General features: G+C 71.9%; 21 protein-coding genes. 10 read left to right on the plus strand and 11 right to left on the minus strand.

The window, feature by feature from the left end; genetic code table 11:
* Positions 1-10: 10 nt before the first annotated feature.
* The 4 genes from ACFYOH_RS31230 to ACFYOH_RS31245 all read right to left on the minus strand — a co-directional run bounded on the left by ACFYOH_RS31230 (position 11) and on the right by ACFYOH_RS31245 (position 4,624).
* On the minus strand, positions 11-1,966 hold the full coding sequence (locus tag ACFYOH_RS31230) for an APC family permease (RefSeq protein WP_388632423.1): 1,956 nt from the start codon (positions 1,964-1,966) through the stop codon (positions 11-13).
* Between the two features lie 631 nt (positions 1,967-2,597).
* On the minus strand, positions 2,598-3,128 hold the full coding sequence (locus ACFYOH_RS31235) for a universal stress protein (RefSeq protein WP_388632426.1): 531 nt from the start codon (positions 3,126-3,128) through the stop codon (positions 2,598-2,600).
* A 414-nt stretch (positions 3,129-3,542) separates the two neighbouring features.
* The gene (locus ACFYOH_RS31240; RefSeq protein ID WP_067045924.1) at positions 3,543-3,749 is read right to left on the minus strand and encodes a DUF5999 family protein; all 207 of its coding nucleotides are present in this window, start codon (positions 3,747-3,749) and stop codon (positions 3,543-3,545) included.
* 275 nt (positions 3,750-4,024) lie between these two features.
* On the minus strand, positions 4,025-4,624 hold the full coding sequence (locus ACFYOH_RS31245; RefSeq protein WP_388632429.1) for a hypothetical protein: 600 nt from the start codon (positions 4,622-4,624) through the stop codon (positions 4,025-4,027).
* A 569-nt stretch (positions 4,625-5,193) separates the two neighbouring features.
* On the opposite strand from ACFYOH_RS31245, the gene ACFYOH_RS31250 reads away from it, so the two are divergent.
* Both ACFYOH_RS31250 and ACFYOH_RS31255 read left to right on the plus strand, forming a co-directional pair.
* A complete protein-coding gene (locus tag ACFYOH_RS31250; protein ID WP_388632432.1) occupies positions 5,194-6,711 on the plus strand; it encodes a glutamate--cysteine ligase in 1,518 nt (505 codons plus the stop codon).
* 106 nt (positions 6,712-6,817) lie between these two features.
* Complete coding sequence (locus tag ACFYOH_RS31255) at positions 6,818-7,630, plus strand: CPBP family intramembrane glutamic endopeptidase (RefSeq protein WP_388632974.1); 813 nt, start codon at positions 6,818-6,820, stop codon at positions 7,628-7,630.
* A gap of 9 nt (positions 7,631-7,639) precedes the next feature.
* Here the strand turns inward: ACFYOH_RS31255 and ACFYOH_RS31260 are convergent, their stop codons facing one another.
* Positions 7,640-8,452 (minus strand): PhzF family phenazine biosynthesis protein, encoded by an 813-nt coding sequence (locus ACFYOH_RS31260; RefSeq protein WP_388632435.1) that lies wholly within the window; start codon positions 8,450-8,452, stop codon positions 7,640-7,642.
* Between the two features lie 178 nt (positions 8,453-8,630).
* Positions 8,631-9,284 carry a class I SAM-dependent methyltransferase gene (locus ACFYOH_RS31265; RefSeq protein WP_388632438.1) on the minus strand — a complete coding sequence of 218 codons (654 nt, stop codon included), beginning with the start codon at positions 9,282-9,284 and terminating at the stop codon, positions 8,631-8,633.
* Positions 9,285-9,469: 185 nt separating this feature from the next.
* On the opposite strand from ACFYOH_RS31265, the gene ACFYOH_RS31270 reads away from it, so the two are divergent.
* A complete protein-coding gene (locus ACFYOH_RS31270; protein ID WP_388632441.1) occupies positions 9,470-10,096 on the plus strand; it encodes a PadR family transcriptional regulator in 627 nt (208 codons plus the stop codon).
* Between the two features lie 63 nt (positions 10,097-10,159).
* On the opposite strand, the gene ACFYOH_RS31275 is transcribed toward ACFYOH_RS31270, so the two are convergent.
* A complete protein-coding gene (locus ACFYOH_RS31275; RefSeq protein WP_388632444.1) occupies positions 10,160-10,588 on the minus strand; it encodes an SRPBCC family protein in 429 nt (142 codons plus the stop codon).
* Between the two features lie 230 nt (positions 10,589-10,818).
* Between ACFYOH_RS31275 and ACFYOH_RS31280 the strand changes: the two genes are divergently transcribed.
* On the plus strand, positions 10,819-11,394 hold the full coding sequence (locus ACFYOH_RS31280; RefSeq protein WP_388632447.1) for a Clp protease N-terminal domain-containing protein: 576 nt from the start codon (positions 10,819-10,821) through the stop codon (positions 11,392-11,394).
* Between the two features lie 70 nt (positions 11,395-11,464).
* A complete protein-coding gene (locus tag ACFYOH_RS31285; RefSeq protein ID WP_388632450.1) occupies positions 11,465-12,469 on the plus strand; it encodes a DMT family transporter in 1,005 nt (334 codons plus the stop codon).
* A gap of 232 nt (positions 12,470-12,701) precedes the next feature.
* Here ACFYOH_RS31285 and ACFYOH_RS31290 read toward each other — a convergent pair whose 3' ends face one another.
* Positions 12,702-13,382 (minus strand): pyridoxamine 5'-phosphate oxidase family protein, encoded by a 681-nt coding sequence (locus ACFYOH_RS31290; RefSeq protein ID WP_388632453.1) that lies wholly within the window; start codon positions 13,380-13,382, stop codon positions 12,702-12,704.
* A gap of 77 nt (positions 13,383-13,459) precedes the next feature.
* On the opposite strand from ACFYOH_RS31290, the gene ACFYOH_RS31295 reads away from it, so the two are divergent.
* Positions 13,460-14,791, plus strand: a complete 1,332-nt coding sequence (locus tag ACFYOH_RS31295) for an aminotransferase class I/II-fold pyridoxal phosphate-dependent enzyme (RefSeq protein ID WP_388632456.1) — start codon at positions 13,460-13,462, stop codon at positions 14,789-14,791.
* Between the two features lie 38 nt (positions 14,792-14,829).
* On the opposite strand, the gene ACFYOH_RS31300 is transcribed toward ACFYOH_RS31295, so the two are convergent.
* Entirely contained in the window at positions 14,830-15,762 is a 933-nt protein-coding gene (locus ACFYOH_RS31300; RefSeq protein WP_388632459.1) for a DMT family transporter, read from the minus strand.
* Between the two features lie 74 nt (positions 15,763-15,836).
* Between ACFYOH_RS31300 and ACFYOH_RS31305 the strand changes: the two genes are divergently transcribed.
* The gene (locus ACFYOH_RS31305) at positions 15,837-16,739 is read left to right on the plus strand and encodes a LysR family transcriptional regulator (protein WP_388632461.1); all 903 of its coding nucleotides are present in this window, start codon (positions 15,837-15,839) and stop codon (positions 16,737-16,739) included.
* A gap of 3 nt (positions 16,740-16,742) precedes the next feature.
* Here ACFYOH_RS31305 and ACFYOH_RS31310 read toward each other — a convergent pair whose 3' ends face one another.
* Positions 16,743-17,213 carry a pyridoxamine 5'-phosphate oxidase family protein gene (locus ACFYOH_RS31310; protein WP_388632463.1) on the minus strand — a complete coding sequence of 157 codons (471 nt, stop codon included), beginning with the start codon at positions 17,211-17,213 and terminating at the stop codon, positions 16,743-16,745.
* A 118-nt stretch (positions 17,214-17,331) separates the two neighbouring features.
* Between ACFYOH_RS31310 and ACFYOH_RS31315 the strand changes: the two genes are divergently transcribed.
* Entirely contained in the window at positions 17,332-17,976 is a 645-nt protein-coding gene (locus ACFYOH_RS31315; RefSeq protein WP_388632465.1) for a cysteine hydrolase, read from the plus strand.
* 6 nt (positions 17,977-17,982) lie between these two features.
* Here the strand turns inward: ACFYOH_RS31315 and ACFYOH_RS31320 are convergent, their stop codons facing one another.
* On the minus strand, positions 17,983-18,474 hold the full coding sequence (locus ACFYOH_RS31320; protein ID WP_388632467.1) for a Rieske (2Fe-2S) protein: 492 nt from the start codon (positions 18,472-18,474) through the stop codon (positions 17,983-17,985).
* Positions 18,475-18,635: 161 nt separating this feature from the next.
* On the opposite strand from ACFYOH_RS31320, the gene ACFYOH_RS31325 reads away from it, so the two are divergent.
* Positions 18,636-19,400 (plus strand): HipA family kinase, encoded by a 765-nt coding sequence (locus ACFYOH_RS31325; RefSeq protein WP_388632469.1) that lies wholly within the window; start codon positions 18,636-18,638, stop codon positions 19,398-19,400.
* Positions 19,397-19,846, plus strand: a complete 450-nt coding sequence (locus tag ACFYOH_RS31330; protein WP_388632472.1) for a DUF3037 domain-containing protein — start codon at positions 19,397-19,399, stop codon at positions 19,844-19,846. Before ACFYOH_RS31325 ends, ACFYOH_RS31330 begins: the two co-directional genes overlap by 4 nt.
* The last annotated feature ends 78 nt before the right edge of the window (positions 19,847-19,924 follow it).

Below are 19,924 nucleotides of genomic sequence, written 5' to 3' on the forward strand. Positions count from 1 at the left end.
CCGCCCGGTCTCAGCCGGTGTGCACCCGCGGCCGGCGTTCCCGGTTCGGTTCGGCCTCGCGCAGGACCTCGCGGGTGACCGGGGCGACCTCGCCCTGGCCGAAGAGGAAGAAGCGGAGGAAGTTGGCGAAGGGATTGCCCTCGGTCCACTCGAAGTAGATGTGCGGGGTGCAGCCCGTCATGTCGCGCGCATGGAGGAGGAGCGCGGCGAGGGCGTTGGGGATCGAGGAGGACTCCAGGGTCAGTACGCGGTAGCGGTCGTGCAGGACCTCGCCGCGTACGGTTACGCCCGCCTCGAACTCGGAGGGGTCGGTGACCGTGACCTCGACGAAGACGAAGTCCTCCTGCTCCGGCATGTCGTTGTCGGCCCGGATCTGCTCGACCTTGTCGCGGTACTCGGCCTTGTCGCGATGGCCGGGCTCGTTCGCGATGAAGCGTATCTTCCGGCTGGCCATGTCCCGGATGAAGCGTTCCGCCATCGGGTCCAGAGTCAGACTGGTCACGCGCAATTCGAAGGCACGGGCGAGCCGGGACAGCAGCGAGACCAGGATGATGCCGACGATGAAGCAGGCGCCGATCTTCACACCGTCCGGGCGCTCGATCACGTTCACCACGGTCGTGTAGAGGAACACGGCGGAGATCACGGCGAACCCGATGGTCCACTTGCGCTGCCCCGCCTTGCGCGCGGCGATGGTCACCGCGATCGCCGCGGAGCTGATGAGCACCAGCACACCGGTGGCGTAGGCGCCGCCCTGCGCGTCGACGTTGGCGTCGAACAGCCAGGTGACCAGGAAGGCGATGAGGGTGAAGACGATGACCATCGGGCGCACGGCGCGGGCCCAGTGCGGGGCCATGCCGTAGCGGGGCAGATAGCGCGGCATCAGGTTCAGCAGGCCGGCCATGGCGGAGGCGCCGGCGAACCACAGGATGGCGATGGTCGAGATGTCGTAGACCGTGCCGAAGGCGCCGCCGAGGTATTCGTGCGCGAGGTAGGCGAGCGCGCGGCCGTTGGCCTGGCCGCCGGTCTTGAACTCGTTCGCCGGGATGAGCAGCGTGGTGATGAAGCTGGACGCGATCAGGAAGGCGCTCATGATCAGCGCGGCCGTGGTGAGCAGCTTCTTCGTGTCCCGGATCCGGCCGGTCGGCTTCTCCTCGGTGTCGTCCGGGTCGCCCTGGACGTGCGGCATGACGGCGACGCCGGTCTCGAAGCCGGACAGGCCGAGCGCGAGTTTGGGGAAGACGATCAGGGCCAGGCCGATCATCACGAAGATGTTGCCGTGCTGCGCGGTCAGCGCGCTGGACCAGTCAGTGATCACATGGCCCGCTGTGACCACGTGGTAGAGGCCGACGATCACCACGACGACGTTCAGCGCGAGGTAGACACCGACCAACGCCGTCGCGACGCCGATCGCCTCCAGGAAGCCCTTGAGGAACACCGCGCCCAGCAGCGCCACCAGGATCAGGGTGATCAGCGTCTGCTGTCCGTGCAGGGCGCTGGCCAGGTGCGGGTTCTCGATCAGGTGGGTGGAGGCGTCGGCGGCCGACAGCGTGATGGTGATCAGGAAGTCGGTGGCGGCGAAGCCCAGCAGCGTGAGCACGAACAGCTTGCCCTGCCAGAAGGACAGCAGCCGCTCCAGCATGGCGATGGAGCCCTCGCCGTGCGGGCTCTCCTCGGCGACCCGGCGGTACACCGGAAGCGCGCCGGCCAGGGTGACGATGACGAGGACGATGGTCGCGATCGGCCCCAGCAGTCCCGCAGCGAGCGCCGCGATGCCCGGCTGGTAGCCGAGGGTGGAGAAGTAGTCGACACCGGTCAGGCACATGACGCGCCACCAGCGCTGGCCCTTGTGCGGGGGTTCCGGCTCGGCGTGAGGCCCGGTGTGGCCGCCGTGCTTGCCCATGTCGGAGAGCCCCTCCAGCATCCAGTTGCGCAAGCGACTGGGAGGGGGGTGCTCGGTCGTGGCCATCAGTGGGCTCCTGTGTGCGGCTCAGCTTGTTTCCGGCCATCACGCGGATGGCGGGCACCAGCGTATGCAGAGAGTGACGCCTGGGCCCACGGATCTGGGGTGGGCGAGCGTCAATCTTGCGTTAAGAATGGCGCGGGAGCGGCAGAGCTCCATCAAGAAGGGGAGGCCGGAGAGGTTCGCCGGGGGCACGGCCGCCCGGTCGACGGCCCGTGGTTCGGAGCCGGGGGCGGCCACCGAGTGTCACTCATTCCATACGGAGGCCCGGAACACCGCCCGGGCCGTCTCCCCGGTCGAGGCGGCGGGCGAGGCCGCGCAGGACGGTCGTGCCGCACAGGGGGGCCGGCGGTCTCGGACACCCGGGCGCCCGCGTCGAGCAGATGCCACAGGTCCGGGTTGCGGAACAGGACCTCGGGCTCGAGCCGACCGCCCGGTCGATGAGGAGCAGCAACCCGAGCAGCACGGCCGCGCACCGGAGCGACGCACGCACATCCGCTGCCCAGGCACGGTCGCAGTGCTCTGACGGCAGGCGGCCCGTTCTTGACGCAACCCCTGCGCGCCCGGCGCATCAAGACCCTGCATTCCGCATCAGGACCGCTGGGCTCGGCGGCGCCTCATCGCGCCGGGGTGGGCCTCACAGACGCCGGATGTCCATGCGCAGATGCCACATGTTGCGCCGGTGGACGGACAGCAGCTCCGACTCCAGCGGGGACGGGGGCACCGCGAGCACCGGGCAGACCGCGTGCGCCAGGCAGTGCCGGGAGACGCGGCCCGAGAAGGCACGCTGCAGACCGCGGCGGCCCGCGCCCACCACCAGGACGTCGTTGTCCCGGTCCGCGGTCGCCACCAGCGCCGGGCCGACGGCGCCGCGGACGACGACGGCGTGCATCGGCACACCGGGGGCGTCCCCGCCGAAGATCTCCTCCAGTACCGAGGCCAGCCGCTGTCCGGCCAGCCGCTGCCAGTCCTCCACCAGCAGACCGGCAGCGGGGGAGCGGCGCGCGGCGGGGTCACCGCCCGGCGGCTCCCAGGCCAGCACCGGCCACAGTTCCGCGCCCAGCCGGCGGGCCAGCGCGGTGGCCCGCCGCAGGGCCGTGACGCTGCCCAGGGAGCCGCTCACACCGACCACCACCCGAGCCGTCGTCGAGGCGTCGTAACCGGACATCACTCCACCGTTCCTCGCGGGCGACGCCGGGGCGTCTCGCGCGCGGACGTGCCCGCCCTGCAAGGCCCTTGCTTCCTTCCATCCCACTCCCGTACCGGCGATTCGACCAGTGGGGCGGAGGTGTCTTTTCCACGGCGGCCGGCACGCCCGCTCGCGAAGAATCGGTGCCGCAGTCGAAACTTTCGAGCACCAGTTGGGGGCGAACCGTGCGAACCTATGACAACCCCGTCCTCCCCGGCTTCACCCCGACCCGAGCGTGTGCGGGGCCGGGGACGACTGCCGGCGTACCAGGCGCTGTGGGACGCGCTCCGACAGCGCCCGGCTACGGACCGTAGCCGGCCCCGGACACACATCGGGGCCGGTGCGCACCGGATGGGTGCGGCCGGCCCCTCGGGTCGTTCGCCCGCGCTCCGCTCAGGCGGCGGTCATCACATGCTCCGCACCCAGCGGGCGGTGCGGAGCGATGATCCGGCCGTCGGGCAGCAGCTCACCGGTGTCCTCGAAGAGCAGGACGCCGTTGCACAGCAGACTCCATCCCTGCTCCGGGTGGTGCGCCACGAGACGGGCGGACTCCCGGTCGGCGGACTCGGCTGGCGGACACGGCGGCTGGTGCTGGCACATGGGTGGGATCTCTCGCTCTGTCGTGGTCATGGCCGTCCCCCGTGGTGATAAGTCGGTCGGAACCCAGTGTTGCCTTCTCGGCGTCATTCCGCAGGGATTTCGCAGCACCGCTTCTCACAGGTCATGACGCGTCACCCGCGCGGACGGTTCAGTCCAAGTGCACTGTCACTTCGGGTGGTTCGCAGTGGCCGGATCGGGCTAGTCCCTGCAGGCCAGACCCCTGACATGAACGTACCCCGCTTCCCTTGCGGGCAAGCGGGGTACGCGCCGGCCGGTCAGGCGGGCGAGCCCAGCACGGGCGGGCCGAGCAGCGGCAGCGGAGTCGCACGATGGGTCAGCACCGGAAGCAACTCGGTCACCCGGAACAGGCGGTGCGCTGGTATGCCGGGCGGCGCCGGCGCCAGTGGGACGAGCAGATCGGTGCCGGCCGGGTGTCCCTCGGCTCCGTCGGCGGTGAGGTCGCCGTGCAGCCACAGGGTGAGCATGTACAGGCCGGGCACGGAGAGCAGCCGGGCCTGGTACGGCTGTTGCAGCGCCTCCGCCTGCTGCAGGGCGCGCTCGGTGGAGGGGACGTAGGGGCCCTCGAAGAAGTGCGAGAAGGCCCAGCCGTCCGGGGTCAGCATGGTGTCCGCTGCGGCCACCGCCCGGTCGCCGCAGCGGATCAGGAAGCGCCAGCCGGCCAGCCGGGTCGCGGACAGGCCCGGTGCGGTGATGCGGTCCAGTACGTGCACGGGCAGCGGGAGTTCGGGGGTCGTCGGCCCCTGCGCGGCTCGCAGGCAGGGGGTGCGGGCCTCACGCACCGCGGTGGGGGAACCGAGGGCGGTGAGGACGGAACGCAGGGCAGGCGCGGGGGCAGGGGGCACGTGCAGCGGCATGTGGGTCGCCTCTCTCGTTCGACAGGCGCGGCGGCGCGAGGAGGGGTGGGGCGGACGGCGCTGTCTGCTCACGGGAAGGCCGGAAGGGTGGAGGCCCGGGTCGGTGAACATGGGTGCGGCTCGGCCTGCCGCCCGTCTTCGGGACGGCCTGAACACGGCGGGAACCAGGACCGAGGCGTCAACCTTCTGCCTTGTGGGCGAAGTTTATATGACGCATGTTCGGCCGTTGTTTCGTCTAGCTCATTTCGGGAAGTCGCGCAAGGCGGTAATGCGCCGACGATTTGCGGGACTCCTCCCGGTTTCCGAACCGTCCCGCCGCTGCTGACCTCGTAATACGCACGGGTAACGGTCGGCCGAATGTCGTCGGCGTTTTTCACGAGGTGCCGGGGGAACCCGAGGTGCAGGCTGACGCATGCCCCGTGAATGTGCCGCGGGGAACATTCCGACAGGGTAGCGGCTGCCCGGCTCGCGTGGGGCGTTATCGATCGCTTTCCACGGGGCATCATCCCCCGTACCCGGGAGCCCGGCGGCCGGACCGTCGGCCCGCCCATCCGAGGAGGGACACTTCGATGGGGGAGAAGGTCGTGGCGGGGCAGTTCGACCTGTCCGATCGCCAGCGCTACCGCGAAAAGCTCCAGAAGTGCCTCGTGGGACTGGAGCGACTGTTGCGGGAGAAGCGATTCGATCGTCCCAAGAACCTCATGGGAGTCGAGATCGAATTGAATCTCGCCGGGCCGGACGGTATGCCGAAAATGTTGAACGGGCAGGTGCTGGAGCGCATCGCGAGCCGGGATTTCCAAACAGAACTCGCCATGTTCAATCTGGAAGTCAACATAGCCCCACACCGTTTGGGCGGACGCGTATTCGACCGGCTCGCCGAGGAACTGCGCACCTCGCTCGCCTACGCCGACCGCAAGGCGGGCGAGGTGGACGCCGGCATCGTCATGATCGGCATCCTGCCCACGCTCGACCGCGACGACCTGGTCTCCTCCAACCTCTCCGAGGCGGACCGCTACACCATGCTCAACGACCAGATCGTGGCCGCGCGCGGCGAGGACTTCCGGCTCGACATCGAGGGCGTGGAACACCTCGTGTGCACCTCGAAGTCGATCGTCCCCGAGGCCGCGTGCACCTCCGTACAGCTGCATCTGCAGGTCACCCCGGCCCGGTTCGCGGACGTGTGGAACGCGGCGCAGGTGGCGTGCGCCGCGCAGATCGCCGTCGGGGCCAACTCTCCGTTCCTGTTCGGTCACGAGCTGTGGCGTGAGTCCCGGCCCCCGCTGTTCCTGCAGTCCACCGACACCCGCCCGCCGGAGCTCCAGGCCCAGGGCGTACGGCCGCGCACCTGGTTCGGCGAGCGGTGGATCAGCTCCGCCTACGACCTGTTCGAGGAGAACCTGCGCTACTTCCCGGCGCTGCTGCCCATCTGCGACGACGAGGAGCCACTGGAGGTCGTGGAGGCGGGTGGCACGCCCCGACTGGCCGAGCTGGTGCTGCACAACGGCACGATCTACCGCTGGAACCGGCCGGTGTACGGCATCGCCGACGGCGTTCCGCACCTCAGGGTGGAGAACCGGGTGCTGCCGGCCGGGCCGACCATCACCGACGTGATCGCCAACGCGGCCTTCTACTACGGCCTGGTCCGCGCCCTCGCCGAGGAGTCCCGCCCGGTGTGGACCCGGCTGCCCTTCGCCGCGGCGCAGGCCAACTTCGACGCCGCGTGCCGGTACGGCATCGACGCGCGGTTCGTGTGGCCCCGGCGGGGACGCTACGGCGGCACGGGCGAGGTCGACGCGGTCACCCTGGTCCGCGACGAGCTGCTGCCGCTGGCCTCGGCCGGGCTGGACGCGTGGGGCGTGGAGCCGGCCGACCGGGACCTCTACCTGGGCGTCATCGAGGAGCGCTGCCGGCGTCGGGTGAACGGGGCGTCCTGGCAGGCGGCCATGTTCCACCGGCTCCTGGAACAGGGCCTGACCCGCGAGGCCGCGCTGGCCGCCACGACGCGGCGCTACGCCGAGCTGATGCATGTGGGGGAGCCGGTGCACATGTGGCCGGTGGGGCTGCCGGAGGCGGTGCCTCTCGGCTGACCAGCGGGCGGACGGCGAAGCTGCCAAGATCCTCGGCCGCTACGCGGTGCTTATCTCCTTCTGCGATCCTTGCCAGGCAGAGGTGGGCCAGGGGCCCATGAGCCGGATGGAGGCAGGGGTGCAGGTGGAGGCTGACTCGGTGGCCGGTGCCGGGGCGCGGGAGCGCGACCCGCGGCGCATCCTGCGGGACGAGACGCTGCTCGTCCTGGCGCTGTCGCTGGGCGCGAGCGGGGTCTCCGCCCTGATCAGCTTCATTGGCGCGGTCACCAAGCCGGGCGGCCTGAAGGACCAGGCGGCCACCCTCAACGCCTCGGCCGCGCCCGGCCGACCCTGGCTCGACCTGGCCTGGCAGCTGTTCGGCATCGCCAGCGCGCTGGTCCCCGTCGCCCTGGTCGCCCATCTGCTCATCCGCGAGGGCGGCAGCCTGCGCACCCTCGGCTTCGACCGCACCCGGCCCTGGCCCGACCTGGGCCGGGGTGCCGCGATCGCGGCCGTGATCGGCAGCACCGGGATCGCCTTCTACCTGGCCGCCCGCGGCCTCGGCTTCAACCTCACGGTCGTGCCCGAGGCGCTGCCGAACGTCTGGTGGAAGTTCCCGGTACTGATCCTGTCCGCCGTGCAGAACGCGGTCCTCGAAGAGGTCATCGTCGTCGGCTATCTGCTGCGCAGGCTGGGCCAGTTGGGCTGGACCCCCGGGACCGCGCTGGTCGCCAGCGCGGTCCTGCGCGGCTCGTACCACCTCTACCAGGGCGTCGGCGGCTTCATCGGCAACATGGTCATGGGCGCGGTGTTCGTGTACCTGTACCGCCGCTGGGGACGGGTCGGTCCGCTGGTCGTCGCCCACTCCCTGCTCGACATCGGCGCGTTCGTCGGCTATGCCCTGCTCGCGGGCAGGGTGGGCTGGCTGCCGACGGCCTGAGCACCGGGGTCACGCGTGCAGTTCGCCCTCGATCACCGTGACCGCGCGGCCGGTGAGCAGGGTGCGCTCGCCGCGCAGGCCGGTGCGCACCAGCCCGGTGCGGCGGGAGGCCTGCAGCCCGGTGAGGTCCTCGCGGCCCAGGCGCGCGGACCAGTGCGGGGCGAGCGCGGTGTGGGCGCTGCCGGTGACCGGGTCCTCGTCGATGCCGACGTTCGGGAAGAAGCAGCGGGAGACGAAGTCGTAGCCCCGGGACGGGTCGTCGGCGCGGGCCGTGGCGATGATGCCGCGCGCGGAGTAGGCGCCGAGGGGCTTGTGGTCCGGTGCGAGGCCGAGGACCGTCTTCTCGTCGGCCAGCTCCAGCAGCAGGTCGCCGACGTTCGGGCCGGTGTCGAAGGCGGCGAGCGGCTGTGCGCCGAGGGCCTCGGCGACCCCGGCCGGGATCTCGGCCGGGGTGAGCGGGGCTGTCGGGAAGTCGAGGGTGATGGAGCCGTCCTGGGCGGGCGTGGCGATGAGCACGCCGCTGCGGGTGGCGAACCGCGCCGGGCCCTCGTGGGCGCCGGTGGTGTGCAGGACGTGGGCGGTGGCGAGCGTGGCGTGCCCGCACATGGCGACCTCGGCGACGGGCGTGAACCAGCGCAGCGCCCAGTCCGCCTCGCCGCCCTCAGGCAGCCGGTGGGCGAACGCCGTCTCGGCGTGGTTGACCTCCATGGCGACGTTCTGGAGCCAGTCGTCGTCCGGGAAGACGTCGTCCAGGAGCAGGACTCCGGCCGGGTTGCCGGCGAAGGGGCGGTCGGTGAAGGCGTCCACGATTCGAATGCGCATGACGCCGACGCTAATGGCGCGACGGCCGGCCGCCCAAGGCCAATTCACGAACCCTGGCATGTCTTGCGCACGGTCGCGGCCCGCGGCCTTGTCCAGGGGGCGAGTTGGGCGACTCCGAACGAGCGCGCTCGATGCCGTCGAGGGTGCGACGCATGGACGCCGAGCAGCCCCGTGTCCCTCAGCCGGCGGTGGTCGGCGGTTCTGCAATGCCGATGAAGTTCCCGGCTTTGGTCTGGATGCGGGCTGACCACCCCAGCGCGGTGAGGTCGTCCGTGAGGGTCTGGGCATCGTGGAACACCTTCACGATGCGGTACTGGCTGCCGTCGTGGAGCCGACGCAGCGCTGCTGGGATCGGCTGGTTCGCGAGGACTTCCTCGTATGCGGCTGCGGCTGGGCCGTCGTCGATGAAGATCGCTTTGCCGCCCGGCGCGAGTGCGGCCGAGACGGTGTTCCAGAAGCCGGGCAACCGCGTCGGGGGGACATGGGAGAGCCAGAAGGCGAAGAACACGGTGTCGTAGCGTCGCGGCGGCTGCCACTCGAACAGGTCGGCCTCGATGAACTGGACGGTGGGGGATGCGGTGCGCGCCCGAGCGAGGGCCAGCACTTCGGTTGCGGCGTCGACGGCCGTCACCGAACGTGCCCGTGCGGCAAGCCTCGGGGTCCACTGGCCCGTTCCGCAGGCCAGCTCCAGCACGTCCCCGGCGATCGGCAGGTCATCGACGACGGCCAGCAATTGCTGCAGGGCTTCGTACTCTGCGTATTGCCGGTCGTATTCGGCCGCGGCGGCCCTGTAGTAGGCCCTCTGCTCTGCCAGGAGAGCGTCGTCATCCATGCGGGTTCCTCTCATCCGGGCTCGGCCAATGCCAGTCACGCTCAGCTCGCCGACCTTGGTTGCAGACGCGGACGCGGTGCACGCTGAGGGGCTTGTCATGCGATCGGTTCCGATATATCGTTGAGGCATCGCGAACGATACGCGATGCATACGTGACAGATCATCGATGGAATGGAGTGATCGCGATGCGTACCCATGGATACGAGCACGGACATCGGCACGAGGGCCCCGGCCCGCGGGGCATGGGTGGATTCGACCGGCGGCGGGCCGCCTTCGGGCCCTTCGGCCCGGGCGGCCCGGGGTTCGGCCCCGGCGGCCCTGGTTTCGGGGCAGGCCCCTGGGGGCCCCGAGGGCGCGGTGGACCAAGGGGGCGGGCGCGGCGTGGTGATGTGCGGGCCTCGATCCTGGCCCTGCTCAAGGACCGTCCCATGCACGGCTACGAGATGATCCAGGAGATCGCCGAACGCAGCGGCGGCGCGTGGAAGCCCAGCCCCGGCTCGGTCTACCCCACGCTCCAGCTGCTGGAGGACGAGGGCCTGATCGCCAGCGAGAGCGGGGGCGGCAAGAAGCTGTTCGCGCTCACCGAGGACGGGCGCGCCGCCGCCGACGAGGGCCCGGACGCCCCCTGGGAGGAGGCCTCCCGCGGGGTCGACTGGGAGGCCCTCGGTGAGATCCGCCAGGCCGGCTTCGGTCTGATGGAGGCCTTCAGCCAGGTCTGGAAGACCGGCAGCAAGGAACAGCGCGAAAAGGCGCTGGCCGTCATCAACGACGCCCGCAAGAAGCTGTACCTGATCCTCGCCGACGAGCACTGAGGCTCGTACGACGGACCGGGCGCCCCGTGCGACACGGCGCGGGGCGCCTTCGCGCGCCCGGACTCAGGCGACCAGGCCGGCCAGCTTGCGCAGCGACTCGTTCAGCGCGGCCGTCGCCGAGTCCTTCAGCTTGCCCGCCATCAGCGACACCGCCGCGCCGGTGAACTCGCCGTCGATCCGGACGGACGTGGCGTCGCCGTCGGGCGTGAGGGTGTAGCGGGTGGCGACCGTCACCGCCATCGGGCCCTTGCCCCGGATGGCGAACACCCGGGCCGGCTCCAGCTCCTCGATGGTCCAGTCGACCTCGGCCGGGAAGCCCATCAGCTTCATGTTCTCCTGGAAGGTCCCGCCCACGGCCAGGCTCTGCGGGCCCCCGTTGGGGAAGCTGGTGTGGGTGGCGTTCCACTCCCCGTACGACGACCAGTCGGTGAGCTGGGCCCACACCTTCTCGGCCGGTGCCTGGATGCGTGCCTCCGCGCTGACTTCGGCCATGGGACCACCCCTTCGGATCGGGCGTAGCGGGCTAAGGTGTCGCGGAACGTAGCCGCAGGGGCGCGAACATTCAATACTGATGAACCGTCAGGAATTCCGAACGCCGGTTCCGTGAGTGAATCTCCTCCGTAAGGATGAGATCCCGAACGCCCAGGTCCACTCTGTGTGGGACGCGAAGATGGTTCCGCTCGTGGATGACCCGGCCCGTTGAGGCTGATGGGGTAGGGGTTGTGCAACCCCGTACAGCCCACTGGACCGCCCATGACGAGGCGGCGCACCCGGACGACGATGCCGTGCTCGGCGCCGAGCTGGCAGCGGTGATCGCCGGTGCGCGCCGGAGGGCCGTCCGGGACGGGGACCGCCAGACCGACACCGCCCATCTGCTGCACTCCCTCCTGGAGCACGATCCCGAGGTGCGCGCCGCGGTCGGCGGCCCGCAGCAACTCGCCCGGCTGCTCGGCTACCTCGTGCAGCGCAGCATCGGCTACGGGCTGCGCTGGCAGGGCAGCGTCGAGGACTCCGGCGCGCTCGCCGTCGTCCCCGCCGCGGTCGTGCCCCGCGCCCGCGAGCCGAGCGACGCCGCCGGCTGGTCGCCCACGGCCGCCGCCGCCCTCGCCGACGCCCGCGAGCGGGCCCGGCTGCGCGGCGAGCCCCGCGTCACCGGCATCGACCTCCTTGCCGCGCTCACCGCGGACCCGGGCGCGCGGGCCGTCGAGGTCCTCGGGCGCGCCGGCATCCGCGAGCTGAACACCCCGGCCGAACCCGGGTCGGACGAGTACGCCGGCGACGGCGGCCCGATTCACTGACACCGGCGGACGTCCAGCCCCTGAGACAGGTGTCAACGGGGATGACGCTCCTGTCGTCGCCTGTCATCATGTGCCCGTGCATACGTCAGAGAGCAGTCAGGGCAGCCGCGGCAAGGGCGTCGGGCTCGGTCTCGCGCTCGCCTCGGCACTGGCCTTCGGCGGGTCGGGAGTGGCCGCCAAGCCGCTGATCGAGGCGGGACTCGACCCGCTCCACGTGGTCTGGCTGCGCGTGGCCGGCGCCGCCGTCGTCATGCTGCCCGTCGCCGTACGGCACCGCGCGCTGCTGCGCCGCCGTCCCGCCCTGCTCGCCGGGTTCGGACTGCTCGCCGTCGCCGGCGTCCAGGCCTGCTACTTCGCCGCGCTGTCCCGTATTCCGGTGGGCGTGGCGCTGCTCGTCGAGTACCTGGCCCCCGCGCTGGTGCTCGGCTGGGTCCGGTTCGTGCAGCGGCGGCCCGTGACGCGCGCCGCCGCGCTCGGCGTGGTCCTCGCGGCCGGCGGTCTCGCCTGTGTGGTGGAGGTCTGGTCGGGGCTGAGCTTCGACGCGCTGGGCCTGCTGCTCGCGCTCGGCGCCGCCTGCTGCCAGGTCGGCTACTTCGTCCTGGCCGACCACGGCGGCGACGCGGGCGACGAGGCACCCGACCCGCTCGGCGTCATCGCCTACGGCCTGCTCGTCGGCGCCTTCGTGCTGACGGTCGTCGCCCGCCCGTGGAGCATGCGCTGGTCGGTGCTGACCGGCTCCGCCGACATGAACGGCACCGCCGTACCGGCCCTCGCGCTGCTGGGCTGGATCGTGCTGATCGCCACCGTCGTCGCGTACGTCACGGGCGTGCTGTCCGTGCGCCGGCTGTCCCCGCAGGTCGCCGGTGTCGTCGCCTGCCTGGAGGCGGTCATCGCGACCGTGCTCGCCTGGGTGCTGCTCGGCGAACACCTGTCGGCGCCCCAGGTCGCCGGTGGCGCGGTCGTCCTGGTCGGCGCGTTCATCGCCCAGTCCTCGACCCCCGCGAAGGGCTCCGCCGAGCCGGTGGCCGCGGGCGGTGCCGAAAGGGAGCTGTCGGCCCGCGGTACGGCTGCCTGAGGCGCGTCTCCGGGACCACCGGCCCCGCGCGGGTCCGCGCAGGGCCGTACGGTGCTCGCCCGCCGACGACCTCCGCGCGCCCCGCCGGAGCGGGCCGGCCGGGCTCGGTGCGGGCACCGTCCTCCTCGCGCTCGGCACCCTGCTCCTGCTCGGCGCGGGCGCGGGCCTCGGTGGGTGAGGCCGCGGGGGCGGCGGTCGGGCGGCGGTTCCGGTGCGGCGCCCTGTCCGTTTCCTACAGCGCCTTCAGGTAGGCCGGCAGGTCGACGCCCGGCGTCAGGTCGGCGTTGGGGACCGGCGCGGCGTAGCCCTTCTGCAGCGGGACGACGCCGGCCCAGTGCGGCAGGGCGAGGTCCTCCGGCTCGTCGTTCGCGCCGCCGGTGCGGACCTTGGCCGAGACCTCGTCCAGGTCGAGCCGGATCACCGCGGTGGCGGCCAGTTCCTTCTTGTTCGCGGGCCGGGAGTCGGCGGCGCGGCCCGGCACGACGTGGTCCACCAGCGCGTCCAGGGCCAGCCGCCGCTCCTCGGGGTCGGTGACCTGGTGCGCGACGCCGTGCACCACCACGGAGCGGTAGTTGATGGAGTGGTGGAACGCGGACCGGGCCAGCACCAGCCCGTCCACATGGGTGACCGTCAGGCACACCGGCAGACCCGGGTCGGTCTCGCCGGTCATCCGCAGCGGGCGGGAACCGGTGGATCCGTGCACGTACAGCCGCTCGCCGACCCGGCCGTACAGGGTGGGCAGCACCACCGGGGCACCGTCGCGGACGAAGCCGAGGTGGCAGACGTACCCCTCGTCGAGTATCGCGTGCACCAGTTCCCTGTCGTACGACGCACGCTCCGCGGAGCGCGTGGGCACGGTGCGCTCGGTCGGGGTGTAGGCGGCGGCCCGGGCTTCCTCGGTCGTCCCCTGCATGACGGTTCCTCCATGGGCGAGCAACGGTGATCTGGCGATCTTGCGTTCCTGTATTGCACTAGTGCATACTGTTCTTTGTGCTAGGAGAGTATCCCATCGACGGGCGCGGCGCAGCCGAGATCGCGGCCAGCGTCGAGCGCGCGGTCGGCGCCGGTGAGCTGGGGCCGGGTCAACCGCTTCCTCCCATGCGGGAGTTGGCGACCCGGCTCGGGGTGAACCCGAACACCGTGGCGGCCGCCTACCGCACCCTGCGCGAGCGCGGGGTGATCGAGACGGCAGGCCGCCGGGGCAGCCGGGTCCGGCCCAAGCCGGCCACCACCGGCCGCGAGGAACTGCGGGTGGAGGTCCCCGCCGGGGGCTGCGACCTGGCGGCCGGCAACCCCGACCCGGCCCTGCTGCCCCGTCTCGCCCCGGCCCTCGCCGCGGCGGCACAGGAGGGCGACCGGCGGCCCGTCCTCTACGGCGACGACCCGATGGACCCGGAACTCGTCCGGACGGCCCGCGCCGAACTCGACGCCGACGGCGTCCCGGACGGCCCGCTGACCGTGACCTCCGGCTCCCTCGACGCCATCGAGCGCGTCCTCGCCGCGCACCTCAGAGCGGGCGACGCGGTCGCCGTCGAGGACCCCGGCTGGGGCAGCGTCCTCGACCTGGTCCCGGCGCTGGGCCTGCGCACCGTCCCGGTCGGCATGGACGACGACGGGCCGCGCCCCGAAGACCTGCGCCGGGCCCTGGAGTCCGGGGCCCGCGCGCTGATCGTCACCGACCGCGCGCAGAACCCGACCGGTGCCTCGGTGACCGCCCCACGCGCGCGTGCCCTGCGCGCGGTGCTGCGCGAGCACCCGGGAACCCTGCTGATCGAGGACGACCACGGCCACGGCATCGTCGACCTCCCGCTGCATCCGCTCGCGGGCGTCACCCACCACTGGGCCGTCGTTCGCTCCGCCTCCAAGGCCTACGGCCCCGACCTGCGGGTGGCCGTCGTCGCCGGCGACCCGGTCACCGTGGACCGGGTACGCGGCCGCCAGCGCCTCGGCCCGGGCTGGGTGAGCCTGCTGCTGCAGCGGGCCGTGGCCCGCCTGTGGTCCGAGGGCGCGGTGGACCGGCCGGCGGTGGCGAAGGCATACGCCGCCCGGCGGGACGCGCTGGTCGACGCGCTGGCGGAACGCGGAGTCGCCGCCCACGGCCGCAGCGGCATGAACGTGTGGGTACCGGTCCCCGACGAGACCGGCGCGGTGGCCCGCCTGCTGCAGGCGGGCTGGGCGGTGGCACCGGGGGCCCGCTTCCGCCTGAACAGCGGCCCGGCGATCCGCATCACGATCTCGACCCTCACCGAGGAGGACATCGGCCTCCTGGCGGACGCGGTGGCAGCAGCGGTACGACCATCACCGGCGCGCGTCTATGGCTGAGGCGGAGCCGCACATCGATACAGTCCCGCGCCTCCCCATCAGGCGTTCTTGCGCCGCACCTGAGTGAGCGCGGCCCCCGCGAGAACGATCACCGCTCCCACCGGGGTGGTCCACCGCAGCGACTCCCCGAGAATCGCCACACCGGCCGCCGTGGCGATGACCGGGATGAAGTACGTGACCATCTGCGCGGTCGTCGGGCCGACCTCGGCGACCAGGCCGTACTGGATCAGCACCGCCAGCCCCGTGCCCAGCGCGCCCAGCGCGGCGATCGCGAGCAGCGGCACCGGCGAGACATGCGTGGGAAACCCGGCGAACAGCGGGGTGACGACCGCCAGCTGAAGCGTCGCAAGCAGCAACTGCGCCCCCGTCATGGACAGATGGGAGTTGCCCGTACCCGCGAGCGTCCGCCGGACGTAGATCCAGCCCACCGGGTAGCTCAGCGAGGCCAGCAGGGCCATGGCCGTACCCGTCGCGTCGAGCCCATGGAAGCCCTGCCACGCGCCCAGGACCGTCAGCACCCCGAGGAACCCCAGCCCGAGCCCGGCCACGCGGACCCGGGTCGGCCGGTCCTCGGAGAGGGCGACCAGCGACAGAGCCATGCCCCACAGGGGCGACGTGGCGTTGCAGATGCCGGCCAGCGTGGAGGGGATCGTCAGCTCGGAGTAGGCGAAGAGCGAGAACGGGAGCGCGTTCAGGAAGAACGCGGCGACCGCCATACGGCCCCACAGCCGGGCCCCGCGCGGCAGTTTCTCCCGCTTGACGGCCATCGCCGCCGCCAGCACCGCCGTACCGAACACCAGACGCCCGAGGGTGACCTGGAAGGGCGCGTAGTCCTCTGTGCCGACCTTGATCAACAGGAAGCTGAAGCCCCAGATCAGGGACAGCGCGCCGAAGCGGAGTCGCCAGTCGAGGCGGGCGCGGGGACGGGCGGGGGCGGGGGACTGGGTCGTGGGTGCGGTGGCCGTACTCATGGCCCCAAGGATGCTGGAGGCAACCTCGTAGCACAATCGACATTTCCCACTTGGTACCTCTTAGAATCCCTTACATGTTGAACCTGGAGCGCCTGCGCACCCTGGACGCCCTCGCCCGGCACGGCTCGGTGAGCGCGGCCGCGGACGCGCTGCACGTCACCACGTCCGCCGTCTCCCAGCAGCTGGGCAAGCTGGAGCGCGAGATCGGCCAGCAGCTGCTCGCCAAGAACGGCCGGGGGGTGCGGCTCACCGACGCCGGCCGGCTGCTCTCGGAGCACGCGGCACGCATCCTGTCGCAGGTCGAGCTCGCCGAGTCCGACCTGGAGGCGCATCGCGGGCAGGTCGTCGGCGAGTTGAGGCTGTCCGCGTTCCCGACCGCCGCTCGCGGGCTCTTCCCGGTCGCGCTCGGAGCGCTGCGGGCCCGGCATCCCGGGCTGCGCGTGCGCTCCAGCGAGCTGGAGCCGGAGCAGGGCATCGCGGCCGTCGTGCGGGGGGATCTCGATCTCGCGGTGGTCCTGGACTGGTACAACAAGCCGATGCCCGTGCCCGACGGCCTGGTCAAGGCACCCCTGCTGGACGACCCGGCCGAGGTCGCCATGCCGGCCGGGCACCGGCTCGCCGACCGGGACGAGGTGGACCTCACCGAGTTCGCCGAGGACGAGTGGATCACCTGGGGCGAGGGCGAGTTCTGCCACGAGTGGCTGATGTTCACCCTGCGGTCCAAGGGCGTCGAGCCGATCGTCGGCCACCGCGCGGGCGAGACCCACACCCAGCTCGGCCTGGTCGCCGCCGGACTGGGTGTGTGCATCGCGCCGCTGCTGGGCCGGCATCCCGTCCCGGAGGGCGTGGTCCTCGTGCCACTCAAGCAGCGGGTGCGCCGGCACGTGTACGTGGTCTGGCGAGCGGACGCCGACCGCCGCCCCTCGATCCGGGCGGCGGTGGAGGCCCTGCGCGCGGCCGCACAGAAGGTCGGCTGAGTCCTACGGCGACCCCAGCTTGCGGAAGTCCCAGGAGACGATCTTCTCCGGGGTCAGCCGGGCCCAGGCATGGCGGCCGTCGTGCGGCATCTCGTCCAGCCCGAAGTTCTTCCGTGCGAACAGCGTCTCGGGCGTGTCGAGTTCGGCGCACAGCTCCCCGGTGCGTGGCACCTCTCCCACGAACTCCACCCGGCCGGACAGCTCGACGCCGCGCAACTGGTCGTACTCCTCGCCCGAGTCGACCACGACGGCCACCCGCGGATCGCGGCGCAGCTGGGCCCAGCGCCTGCTGCGCACCACCGAGTACAGCCACAGCGAGGTGCCGTCCCAGGCGAACCAGAGCGCGCTCACATGCGGCGCGCCGTCCGCCGAGACGGTCGCGACCCGGCAGGTGCGCTTACTGGTGAGGAACTCGTCCAGCTCGCCGGGCGTCATCATGATCTTCCGGCCCCGGCGCTGCTCAGTGACGGTCATGCGGCCCCCTCTTCTCCCACGTCGTGCCAGAGAACTATGGTGTCCTGGTGATCCTCTGACATCACGTCAGAAAAGAGAACAGGCCGGTTTCAACGGGATCGCTTCAAGGGGGCGCGCCATGCCGTCGTACGAACAGCTCAGCGAACTCCTCGACTCCGTGAGCACCGTCCTGCTCACCGTGGAGTGCCAGCAGGGGGTCGTCGGCCCGGACAGCGCGCTGCCCGAACTCGCCCGCGAGGCCCGCTCCTCCGGTGCGCTGCGCAATGTGGCCCGGCTGGTCGCCGCCGCCCACGAGACCGGTGTCCAGGTGGTCCACGCGATCGCCGAGCGCCGCCCGGACGGCCGGGGCGCGAGCCGCAACGCCCGGCTGTTCCGGGCCGCCGAGCGGCTTCCCGTGCAGCAGCTGAGCGGCAGTACGGCGGTGCGGGTCGCGCCCCCGATCGAGGTCGCCGAGGAGGACCTCGTCGTAAGACGGCTGCACGGCCTGTCCCCGATCCACGGCACCGACGTCGACGCCCTGCTGCGCAACCTCGGCTGCCGCACGCTGATCGTCACCGGTGTCTCCGCCAATGTGGCGATACCCAACGCGGTGTTCGACGCGGTCAACCTGGGCTACACCGCCGTCGTCCCGGCCGACGCCGTCGCGGGGGTGCCTGCCGAGTACACCCCCGCGATGATCCGGCACACCCTCGCGCTGGTCGCCACGGTCTCGACCACCGACGAGGTGCTCGGCTGTCTGAAACGGCCGCGCCCACGCGCCTGAGCCGGCTCAGGCCAGCTTGATCTCGTCGCCGGAGACGGTGATCTTCGCCGCGGGCAGCGGCTGGGTGGCGGGGCCCTGCTTCACACTTCCGTCCTCGGTGGAGAAGTGGCTGTTGTGGCACGGACAGACGATCACGCCGTTCGCCACGCTGCCGACCGCGCACCCCTGATGGGTGCACTTGGACGAGAACGCCTTGAACGTGCCCGCCGCCGGCTGTGTGACCACCACGCCCTGGTCCTTGAAGACCTTCCCGCCACCCTGGGGGATGTCGGAGGTCTTGGCGAGCGCGGCGCCCCCGGCGGAGCCGCCGCCGTTCTGCGACGCTCCCGTGGAGCCGGTCGTGCCGGAGGAACCGGACCCGGTGTTGGCCGTGTCGGACGAGCTGTTGTCGCCGGAACCGCAGGCGGTCAGCGCGGCGGCGAGCCCCGCCGCTCCGGCCGCCGCCACCACCGTGCGGCGGGCCGGTCCGGCGAGGGGCTGGGACGAGGCGCTGGTCATGTGGGATTCCCTTCCGCGGAGCTTCTCGTGATCCGTCCAGGGGTACGGCGCCCGGGCGCCGCCCGTTCAGACGGGCAGCCAGATCCTTGCCGTCCGGGCATGAGACGGCCGTAAGCGCCGGCTGTGGGCTTGCTGTCGGCCGCCACCAGTAACCTGGGGCGATGCTCAAGGAAGTCACCGCGACCCGTTACGTCACGCCGCTGCGTGAGGGAGGCTCGCTGCCGGGGCTCGTCGAGGCCGACGACTTCGGGACCTACGTCCTGAAGTTCACCGGTGCCGGACAGGGCCGCAAGACACTGGTCGCCGAGGTGGTGTGCGGCGAACTCGCCCGCCGCCTCGGATTCCGGATGCCCCGCCTGGTCACCGTCCAGCTGGACCCGGTCCTGGGCCTCGGCGAACCCGAACAGCAGGTGCAGGACCTGCTCAGGTCCAGCGGCGGCAGCAACCTCGGCATGGACTTCCTCTCCGGCGCCCTCGGCTATGACCCGCTTGCCTTCCCGGTGAGCCCCGAGGAGGCGGGCCGGATCGTCTGGTTCGACGCGCTGATCAACAACGTGGACCGGTCCTGGCGCAATCCGAACCTCCTGGTGCACCGAGGCGAGCTGTGGCTCATCGACCACGGCGCGACCATGATCTGGCACCACAACTGGCCCTCCGCCGAGACCTCCGCGGCCCGCCCCTACGACGCCGCCGACCACGCCCTCGCCCGCTTCGCCCCGGACGTCGCCGCCGCCGCGGCCGTACTGGCACCCCGGGTCACCGAGGACCTGCTCGCCGAGGTCACCGCCGAGATCCCGGACGCCTGGCTCACCGACGAGCCCGGCTTCGACACCCCGGACGACCTGCGCCGGGCCTACGCCCGGCCGCTGCTCGCGCGGGCGGCCGTCATCGCCGAGCGCATCACCGGCATCGAGGGGACCAAGTGAGCCAGACCCACATCCACATGGCCGGTCATGTCACCGAGCGGCACATCACCCGGGCGGGCCAGGGCGGCGACCGGGACGTGTTCGAGTACGCGCTGCTCAGGGTCGTACCGCGCGTGGAGCGCGGCGAGTGCATCAACGGGGGCGTCGTCGTCTACAGCCGCGCGCGCGGCTACGTCGGCGCCCGTACCCATCTGGACGAGGCCCGGCTGCTCGCCCTGGACCCGGAGGCGGACGTGGCCGGGATCCGGGCGGCGCTCGGTGCGATCGAGCGCCACTGCGCGGGCGGCGAGGAGGCCGGGCAGGCCGCCGGGGACGACGCGGGGCGCCGCTTCCGCTGGCTGATCGCGCCCCGCTCCACCATCGTCCAGCCCGGTCCCGTGCACACTGGCCTGACCACCGACCCGGCCGCCGAGACGGAGCGGTTGCTGGACCTCTTGGTGAGGTAATGGATCACACGCACCCGGTGTCCCGTTGACACCGGGTGCCAGGGCTTCTAGCGTCACGTGTGCTGAAGGTACTAAGCG

It is taken from the genome of Streptomyces sp. NPDC007856 (genome assembly GCF_042868225.1).
GTDB lineage: Bacteria > Actinomycetota > Actinomycetes > Streptomycetales > Streptomycetaceae > Streptomyces.

What these genes read in the sequence shown, in the direction of transcription:
- ACFYOH_RS31305 (WP_388632461.1), top strand. Translation starts at nt 15,837, where the DNA reads ATGTTGAACCTGGAGCGCCTGCGCACCCTGGACGCCCTCGCCCGGCAC.
- ACFYOH_RS31275 (WP_388632444.1), bottom strand. Translation starts at nt 10,588, where the DNA reads ATGGCCGAAGTCAGCGCGGAGGCACGCATCCAGGCACCGGCCGAGAAG.
- ACFYOH_RS31325 (WP_388632469.1), top strand. Translation starts at nt 18,636, where the DNA reads ATGCTCAAGGAAGTCACCGCGACCCGTTACGTCACGCCGCTGCGTGAG.
- ACFYOH_RS31255 (WP_388632974.1), top strand. Translation starts at nt 6,818, where the DNA reads ATGGAGGCAGGGGTGCAGGTGGAGGCTGACTCGGTGGCCGGTGCCGGG.
- ACFYOH_RS31320 (WP_388632467.1), bottom strand. Translation starts at nt 18,474, where the DNA reads ATGACCAGCGCCTCGTCCCAGCCCCTCGCCGGACCGGCCCGCCGCACG.
- ACFYOH_RS31245 (WP_388632429.1), bottom strand. Translation starts at nt 4,624, where the DNA reads ATGCCGCTGCACGTGCCCCCTGCCCCCGCGCCTGCCCTGCGTTCCGTC.
- ACFYOH_RS31240 (WP_067045924.1), bottom strand. Translation starts at nt 3,749, where the DNA reads ATGTGCCAGCACCAGCCGCCGTGTCCGCCAGCCGAGTCCGCCGACCGG.
- ACFYOH_RS31250 (WP_388632432.1), top strand. Translation starts at nt 5,194, where the DNA reads ATGGGGGAGAAGGTCGTGGCGGGGCAGTTCGACCTGTCCGATCGCCAG.
- ACFYOH_RS31270 (WP_388632441.1), top strand. Translation starts at nt 9,470, where the DNA reads ATGCGTACCCATGGATACGAGCACGGACATCGGCACGAGGGCCCCGGC.
- ACFYOH_RS31230 (WP_388632423.1), bottom strand. Translation starts at nt 1,966, where the DNA reads ATGGCCACGACCGAGCACCCCCCTCCCAGTCGCTTGCGCAACTGGATG.
- ACFYOH_RS31315 (WP_388632465.1), top strand. Translation starts at nt 17,332, where the DNA reads ATGCCGTCGTACGAACAGCTCAGCGAACTCCTCGACTCCGTGAGCACC.
- ACFYOH_RS31290 (WP_388632453.1), bottom strand. Translation starts at nt 13,382, where the DNA reads ATGCAGGGGACGACCGAGGAAGCCCGGGCCGCCGCCTACACCCCGACC.
- ACFYOH_RS31265 (WP_388632438.1), bottom strand. Translation starts at nt 9,284, where the DNA reads ATGGATGACGACGCTCTCCTGGCAGAGCAGAGGGCCTACTACAGGGCC.
- ACFYOH_RS31300 (WP_388632459.1), bottom strand. Translation starts at nt 15,762, where the DNA reads ATGAGTACGGCCACCGCACCCACGACCCAGTCCCCCGCCCCCGCCCGT.
- ACFYOH_RS31310 (WP_388632463.1), bottom strand. Translation starts at nt 17,213, where the DNA reads ATGACCGTCACTGAGCAGCGCCGGGGCCGGAAGATCATGATGACGCCC.
- ACFYOH_RS31260 (WP_388632435.1), bottom strand. Translation starts at nt 8,452, where the DNA reads ATGCGCATTCGAATCGTGGACGCCTTCACCGACCGCCCCTTCGCCGGC.
- ACFYOH_RS31235 (WP_388632426.1), bottom strand. Translation starts at nt 3,128, where the DNA reads ATGTCCGGTTACGACGCCTCGACGACGGCTCGGGTGGTGGTCGGTGTG.